General features: G+C 70.4%; 7 protein-coding genes. All 7 read right to left on the bottom strand.

The window, feature by feature from the left end:
- Positions 1-397: 397 nt before the first annotated feature.
- The 7 genes from GUY59_RS23060 to GUY59_RS23030 all read right to left on the bottom strand — a co-directional run bounded on the left by GUY59_RS23060 (position 398) and on the right by GUY59_RS23030 (position 6287).
- A complete protein-coding gene (locus GUY59_RS23060) occupies positions 398-874 on the bottom strand; it encodes an Lrp/AsnC family transcriptional regulator (protein ID WP_138208042.1) in 477 nt (158 codons plus the stop codon).
- Between the two features lie 23 nt (positions 875-897).
- Positions 898-1491: a GTP-binding protein gene (locus tag GUY59_RS23055; RefSeq protein WP_132340709.1), complete on the bottom strand. Its 594-nt coding sequence runs from the start codon at positions 1489-1491 to the stop codon at positions 898-900.
- Between the two features lie 258 nt (positions 1492-1749).
- Positions 1750-2616: a terpene synthase family protein gene (locus GUY59_RS23050; RefSeq protein ID WP_138208041.1), complete on the bottom strand. Its 867-nt coding sequence runs from the start codon at positions 2614-2616 to the stop codon at positions 1750-1752.
- A 150-nt stretch (positions 2617-2766) separates the two neighbouring features.
- Entirely contained in the window at positions 2767-3525 is a 759-nt protein-coding gene (locus GUY59_RS23045) for a protein phosphatase 2C domain-containing protein (protein ID WP_132340715.1), read from the bottom strand.
- Positions 3526-3552: 27 nt separating this feature from the next.
- On the bottom strand, positions 3553-4191 hold the full coding sequence (locus GUY59_RS23040; protein ID WP_132340717.1) for a hypothetical protein: 639 nt from the start codon (positions 4189-4191) through the stop codon (positions 3553-3555).
- Positions 4188-5021 (bottom strand): hypothetical protein, encoded by an 834-nt coding sequence (locus GUY59_RS23035; protein ID WP_132340719.1) that lies wholly within the window; start codon positions 5019-5021, stop codon positions 4188-4190. Before GUY59_RS23035 ends, GUY59_RS23040 begins: the two co-directional genes overlap by 4 nt.
- 156 nt (positions 5022-5177) lie before the next feature.
- Positions 5178-6287, bottom strand: coding sequence for a M24 family metallopeptidase (locus tag GUY59_RS23030; RefSeq protein ID WP_252375220.1), 1110 nt, complete (start codon positions 6285-6287; stop codon positions 5178-5180).
- Between the last annotated feature and the right edge of the window lie 106 nt (positions 6288-6393).

Here is a 6393-nt window from a genome sequence, read left to right as displayed (position 1 = left end):
ACCCGCCGCATCCCGATCCTTCCCGCCCCGGCCCGCCGGGGCGGGAAGGATCGGGATGCGGCGGGTTGCCGGCACGACGTCCGAGATCTCGCCGTCCGGACTCCCCCATCGCCCGCCTCGCATTCCCCCACCAGGTGCGCGGTGCCCCTGCCCCGAACGGGGACACGTCCACATCATCGGCCACGTTCCTCCCGCAGGGGCCGACCTCCGGATCTCCTGGCGTGGCTCGCGGGTGCGGATCCTGGCCCGCCAGGGGATCCGCACCCGCGGGCCGAGGGGCGGTGCCGGGGCGCGGGGTGAGGGGCCTGCGGTCGTCCATGGTCAACAGCCTGGCACCGGCGCACCCTCCGGCAGGCGGGGCGGGAGGCGACCGTACGGACTTCGTAAGAACGTACGGTCAGCCGGTGCGCTCGTGGCCCGGGGCGGGCTCGCCGGCCAGTTCGGGGGCGCGGTGCTCGTAGGGGGTGCTCAGCACCACCGTGGTGCGGGTCGAGACGTTGGCCGAGGCGCGGATCTGCTGCAGCAGGTCCTCGAGCGCCACCGGCGAGGACACGCGCACCTTCAGGATGTAACTCTCGTCGCCCGCCACGCTGTGGCACGCCTCGATGGCCGTCAGGTGCGCCAGCCGGTCAGGAGCGTCGTCGGGGGCCGCGGGGTCGATCGGCTTGATCGACACGAATGCTGTCATCGGCAGGCCGACGGCGTCGTGGTCGATGATCGCGGCGTATCCGCGGACGACTCCTCGCTTCTCCAGCCTGCGTACGCGCTGGTGCACGGCCGAGACCGAGAGCCCGGTCTCCCTGGCCAGATCGGTGAAGCTCATGCGGCCGTCGCGGGCCAGCAGCGTGACGATCCGGCGGTCGATTTCCTCCACCGGTCAAAGGTAGCCGGTCATGGTCACGACATGGTCCCGACCGGGGTGACTCCCCTGCGGATCGCGTGCTCCATCAGCGTGATGAGCACCTCCCTGCCGGAGTCGCGCCTGCGAGCGTCGCACAGCACGATGGGGATGTCCGGCTCCAGGCCGATCGCCGAGCGCACCTCGCCGACGGTGAAGGGCCTGCTGCCGTCGAAGCAGTTGAGCGCCACGATGAACGGCTGGTCGCGCTTCTCGAAATAGTCGACGGAGGGGAAGCAGTCGTCGAGGCGGCGGGTGTCGGCCAGCACCACGGCGCCGAGCGCGCCCACGGCCAGTTCGTCCCACACGAACCAGAACCGTTCCTGGCCGGGGGTGCCGAACAGGTAGAGCATGTAGTCGTTGCGGATCGTGATGCGGCCGAAGTCCATCGCCACGGTGGTGGTGAGCTTGCGTTCGACGCCCGCGAGGTCGTCGATGTGCGCGCCGATGTGGGTGAGCGCCTCTTCCGTGCGAAGGGGCCGGGTCTCGGACACGGCTCCGACCATGGTGGTCTTCCCCGCGCCGAAGCCCCCGGCGATCAGTATCTTGATCGCCGTGGGAAGCCGCCAACGGTCAGTGTGACCGAATTCCATCCAGCACCGCCTGTACGTCTCCCGCGCATGCACGACCCCGCCCGTGAGGTGCCGTGGTCAGTGGTACCTGTCAAGGCGCGTTGAGGAGGTCGATCCACATGCCTGGCATCGAGACACCCTAGCAACGCCACATTTTCCTCTCAAGCCGCAAGCTTTTACAAGAAACAAAATGTCACGGTTTGTTGCCCATAACGCCCTTATTCGCCGATACCGCTCGCCTGGTGTCAAGCTTGTCTGTCAAGGAATCCGACAAGTCTTTTACGCCGTACGGTCGAAGTCCGAAATTCCGTTGATACCGGCGGTGAAGCCGATCTGTCGTCGCAGGTAGGTGGCGGTGCGGGGGCTGCGCTCGCGTACCGGTTCGATGAGGTCGGCCGCCTCACGCGCCAGCTCGGCCATCGCCTCGCCCACCTCGGCGCTGCTGACGCCGAGCGACAACACGTTCAGGTCGCCCCAGCTCACGTCCTTGCGGTAGGAGGCGACGTCCCCAAGCAGGTGCAGGTAACGCTGGACCAGCGTGCTGACGTCCCGCAGCTCCTCCAGGTGCGTCCTGGCCCAGCGGTCGGCGGCGTAGATCCAGTGCGACACGTCGACGAAGCACGAGCCGCGGCTGTCGGCGTTGTCGAGATAGCGCTCCAGCGTCGGCACGACGTCCGTGTCGCGCCACACCCAGGCCCTGGTCAGACCCGCCAGCATCCGGGCGAGCTGACCGCGCCAGACCACGCGCAGATCGCCGAACTCCCTGACGGTGGCCAGCTCGTCACGCAGGTCGGCGAGGAACCGGGTGGCGGCCGACCGGGGCACGCCGCCGTCGGCGACGGACAGGCACTCGCGGACCAGGCGATCCACCTGCTCGCGGGTGGTCGCGGTGTGGTTGACCAGCCGGTCGACGGCCATCACCCACAGGGCGGCCCTGTTGACCACCTTCAGGCGGCCGGCGCTGGCCCAGGGCGCGCTGAAGGCCATGGTGAGGGTGAGGGCGTTGTAGCACTCCGCGTCGAAGGCCGCCGCGGGAAACAGCCCGCTGTACATCTCCGCGCACCGCCGCAGGTCTCTGCCGCATTCGGCGGCCAGCGCGCACGTCCGCCCGAGCTCGAACGCCTCGTTCAGCTCGTCGTCCCGCATCCTAGGGCCGCTCGATCGGCTCGCGGGTCATGGGCGACGACCCCCAATATCCGGTTATGTCCTGTTACCGAATTGTTTCATTATCGTGGAGGTGCGATCAAGGTGCCTGCGGCGTGGCCTGCCGGGCGTCCCGCGGCGCCAGGGTGCGGGTCATGACGAAGCCGGCCGTGCCCACGCCACGGTGGCGTCGTCGTGCGCCTTGCCCCACACCGGCCCCCTGGCCGACTCCAGCTCCCGCACGGCCGCGATGAGCGCCGCCGGCCCTCGCGCGGCCAGCGCCGCCAGAAACTCCGCCCAGCTCCACCCGTACCAGTCGACCAGCCGCGCCACCCCGTCGGTGAGCACCGCCACCCCGTCGGCCGCCACCGTCCCGCACACGCTCTCCCTGGCGGCCTCGGGGCGAGCGCCCGCCACCCAGAAGCCGCCGGGCGCGTTGCGCATCCGACGCACCAGCTCCAGCGAGTACGGCCGCCCGCCCGGCAGCCGCTCCAGCCGGTCGTCGACCACCGTCAGGACCCCGCCGTCCGGCAGGGAGCACACGACCGGCGAATCCCCCAGCACGAGGTAGTCGACCCGCCCGCCGTCCGTGCGCACCATCGCCACCGTCGAGGACGGAGAGTCGGGGTTGCCCAGGTCACAGGCGCCGCCGTGGGCCTCCGCCACCTCCTCGACGGCCGACTCCAGGACATCGGCCAAGGGGTCGTCGTCGCGGCCGGTGGACAGCCGCGCCGCCAGCGCTCCCCCGAGCCGTGCCACCAGCCAGGAGACGTCGTGGGCACACCCGCTGTCCACCCCGGCCGCCGCGGTGGCCCCGTCGAGCACGACGATCCATGCCGGCCCGGCGATCACCAGGTCCTCGTTCCCCCGCCCGGAGCCGGCGCTGGTGGCGTAGGCGACCTCAGTGAACATGGCAGTGACTGTGCCACACCCGCCGGGTCAGCGGGCGGAGGGCACGCGCCGGCGCTCCTCGCCGAGGGCGGGACCGTCCACCGGCCGAGCCCGGATCTCGCTGAGCCTGGCCTGGCTGTCCCGGATGCCGGTGATCAGCACGTACGCGACCAGCAGCAGCCCGAGGCAGAGGGCGTCGGCCGCCCACCAGGGGATCTCGGCCAGCAGCAGGTAGCCGTCGCGGTCGCTCAGCTCCCTGATCACGACCGTGACCACGGCGATCACCACGGTCACCAGTAACCAGGTGCGCAGGCGGGGCAGGCTCCCCTTGCTCCACAACCGGATGCGCCAGTTCATGAACACGGCCAGCACGCCGAGCAGCGCGCAGAACCCGATGAGCCACCAGGGCAAAGCGAAGGCGGTCTGGTCGGCGATCTGCTGCCGCGTGGCCCGCAGCTCAGCCTCGGCCTTGCGCTGGGCCGCCACGGCCGCGTCGAGCTGACGTTCGAGCTGGGCCACGCTCTTCTGCTGCCGCTGCGGCTGTGTGGCGTCCTCGGTCGGCAACATGCGCGCCACGACGGTCAGCATGATCGCGATGAACGACAGCGCCAGCACGATGGCCATGAACAGGTCGATGAAGCGCAGGTCGAGCGGCGGCGCGAACGAGGTCGAGGGCCGCTTCCTCACGGTTCTCTCACCAGGGTGTACTTCTGCGGGCGGGTCTCGGCCGCGCTCAGCCGCTCGACGGCGGTGCGCAGCGCGTCGAGGCCCTTGACCAGCTCTTCGGTCCTGCCCCTCGTCTGGGCCATCTCCTGCCGGGACTGCGCCAGCTCCTGGGTGAGGCCCTGCATGGCGGGAGCGGCCTGCTTGGCGGGCAGGCGCGCGATGTAGATGAGGAACACGTCGTCGGCCGCCACCACGCTGGCCCGCTCGGCCCGCTCCACCAGGGCCATCGCGCCGAAGGCGACCACGCTCAGGAACAGCGCTATGAGGGTGACGCCGAACGCGGAGGCAAGCTCGGGCAGCACGTGCTGCTTGAGCGCGTCGATCAGCACGCTGGGATCGCCCTGGTCGTCGAGGGCGTCGGAGAACGAGGTGACCATGCCCGCCATGGTGAGAGCGGTGCCGATGAAGCCGAAGACGGGCAGCGCCCAGATGAGCGCGTGGTCGAGGTGGTGCTTGTTGGCCATCTCGCTGTCGTCGAGCGCGGAGCGGGCGCTCAACACCGCCTCGCAGTCGTTGCCCGCCTCGGCCGCCTCCCGGAACAACCGCAGCCGGCGCCCCACCAGGGTGTCGTCACCCGGCTTCACCGCCTGCACGTTCGCCACCGCACGCGCCGTGGCGGCGCTCTCCCTCCGGATGTCGGGCACGGCCCTGACGATCCGCAGAACGGCGGTCAGGAACACCGCGATGATGAGCGTGACCACGAGCGCCGCGCCCGCCGGCGCCGTGGTCGCGCCCACAAGCGTCAGCAGCGCGCCCACCGCCCCCGACACCAGTAACAGCATCGAGACCATCAGGCTCACCGCAGGCGCGAACGCCGAATGACACCAGCCGTACCTTGACACCCTTCAACTCCACTCCGGCACACAACAAGTCAGGGAATACCTAAGCACACGTAAAGGAGTCGTCGTGTCACGAATGGCGACCGATTTGGAGGAATCTGACAGGCACTAGACGATCACCAGGTCGCGGGGGGTGGCGTTGAGGCGTTCCCCGCCGTCCTCGGTGCAGACCACGATGTCCTCGATCCTGGCGCCGTGCCTGCCCTGCAGGTAGATGCCCGGCTCGACCGAGAACGCGAACCCGGGCTCCATCGCCTCGCCGTTGCCGGCCACGATGTACGGCTCCTCGTGCGTCTCGATGCCGATGCCGTGGCCGGTGCGGTGGATGAAGGCGTCGCCGTAGCCGGCCTCGGTGATCAGGTCGCGGGCCGCGGCGTCGATCGACTCGCAGGCCACCCCCGGCCGCACCGCCGCGCACGCCGCGTCCTGGGCCCGGCGCAGCACCTCGTAGTAGGAGGCGAACTCCTCGGGCGGCTCGCCCACGCTGTAGGTGCGGGTGGAGTCGGAGCAGTAGCCGTTGTGCAGCTGGCCGCCGATGTCGACCACGACCGGCTCACCGGCCTCGATCACCCGGTCGGAGACGTCGTGGTGCGGGCTGGCGGCATTGGGCCCGGAGGCGACGATGACGAAGTCGACCGTCGCGTGGCCGGAGGCCAGGATCGCCTCGGCGATGTCGCGACCCACCTCGCGCTCGGTGCGCCCGGCCCGCAGGAACTCCGGCACCCGCCGGTGGACGGAGTCGACGGCTCGGCCCGCCTCCCGCAGCGCCGCCACCTCCGCCGGTGACTTGCGCATGCGCAATTCCCGCAGCACGCTGCCGGCCAGCACCTGCTCGGCGTCCGGCAGCACCTCGCGGAACCGCAGCGACGACATGGCCCACATGCGGTCGGCCAGCCCCACCCTGGCCACCCGGCCCAGGCGCGCGGCCACGACCGCGTAGGGGTCGTCGGTCTCGTCCCACGCCGCGAACTCCAGCCCCAGCCGCGCGGCCGGCGACGCCTGCGCGGCCGGCACCTCCAGCCTGGGCACCATCATGAACGGCTCGCCCGAGGCGGGCACCACCAGGCACGTCAGCCGCTCCAGCGGCTTGGCGTCGTAGCCGCTGACGTAGCGCAGGTCGGGACCGGGAGTGAGGAGCAGGGCGTCGAGGCCGCCCTTGGCGGTGGCCTCCTGGACGGCGGCAAGACGGGACACGGGATACAGATCTGAGGACGTCACAGGCCCAAATGTACTCCTGACGACGCCTCCTAAAATCCGCGAAAAGCTCTCACAACACGGGAAGACATCGCTACACTCCGTTCGATGCTGATCACGTACTGTGATG

The organism is Nonomuraea sp. K271, from assembly GCF_009908215.1.
Classification (GTDB): Bacteria; Actinomycetota; Actinomycetes; order Streptosporangiales; family Streptosporangiaceae; genus Nonomuraea; species Nonomuraea longispora.
Note: the sequence above shows the minus strand (reverse complement) of the source record. Positions and strands in the feature narration are given on the sequence as shown.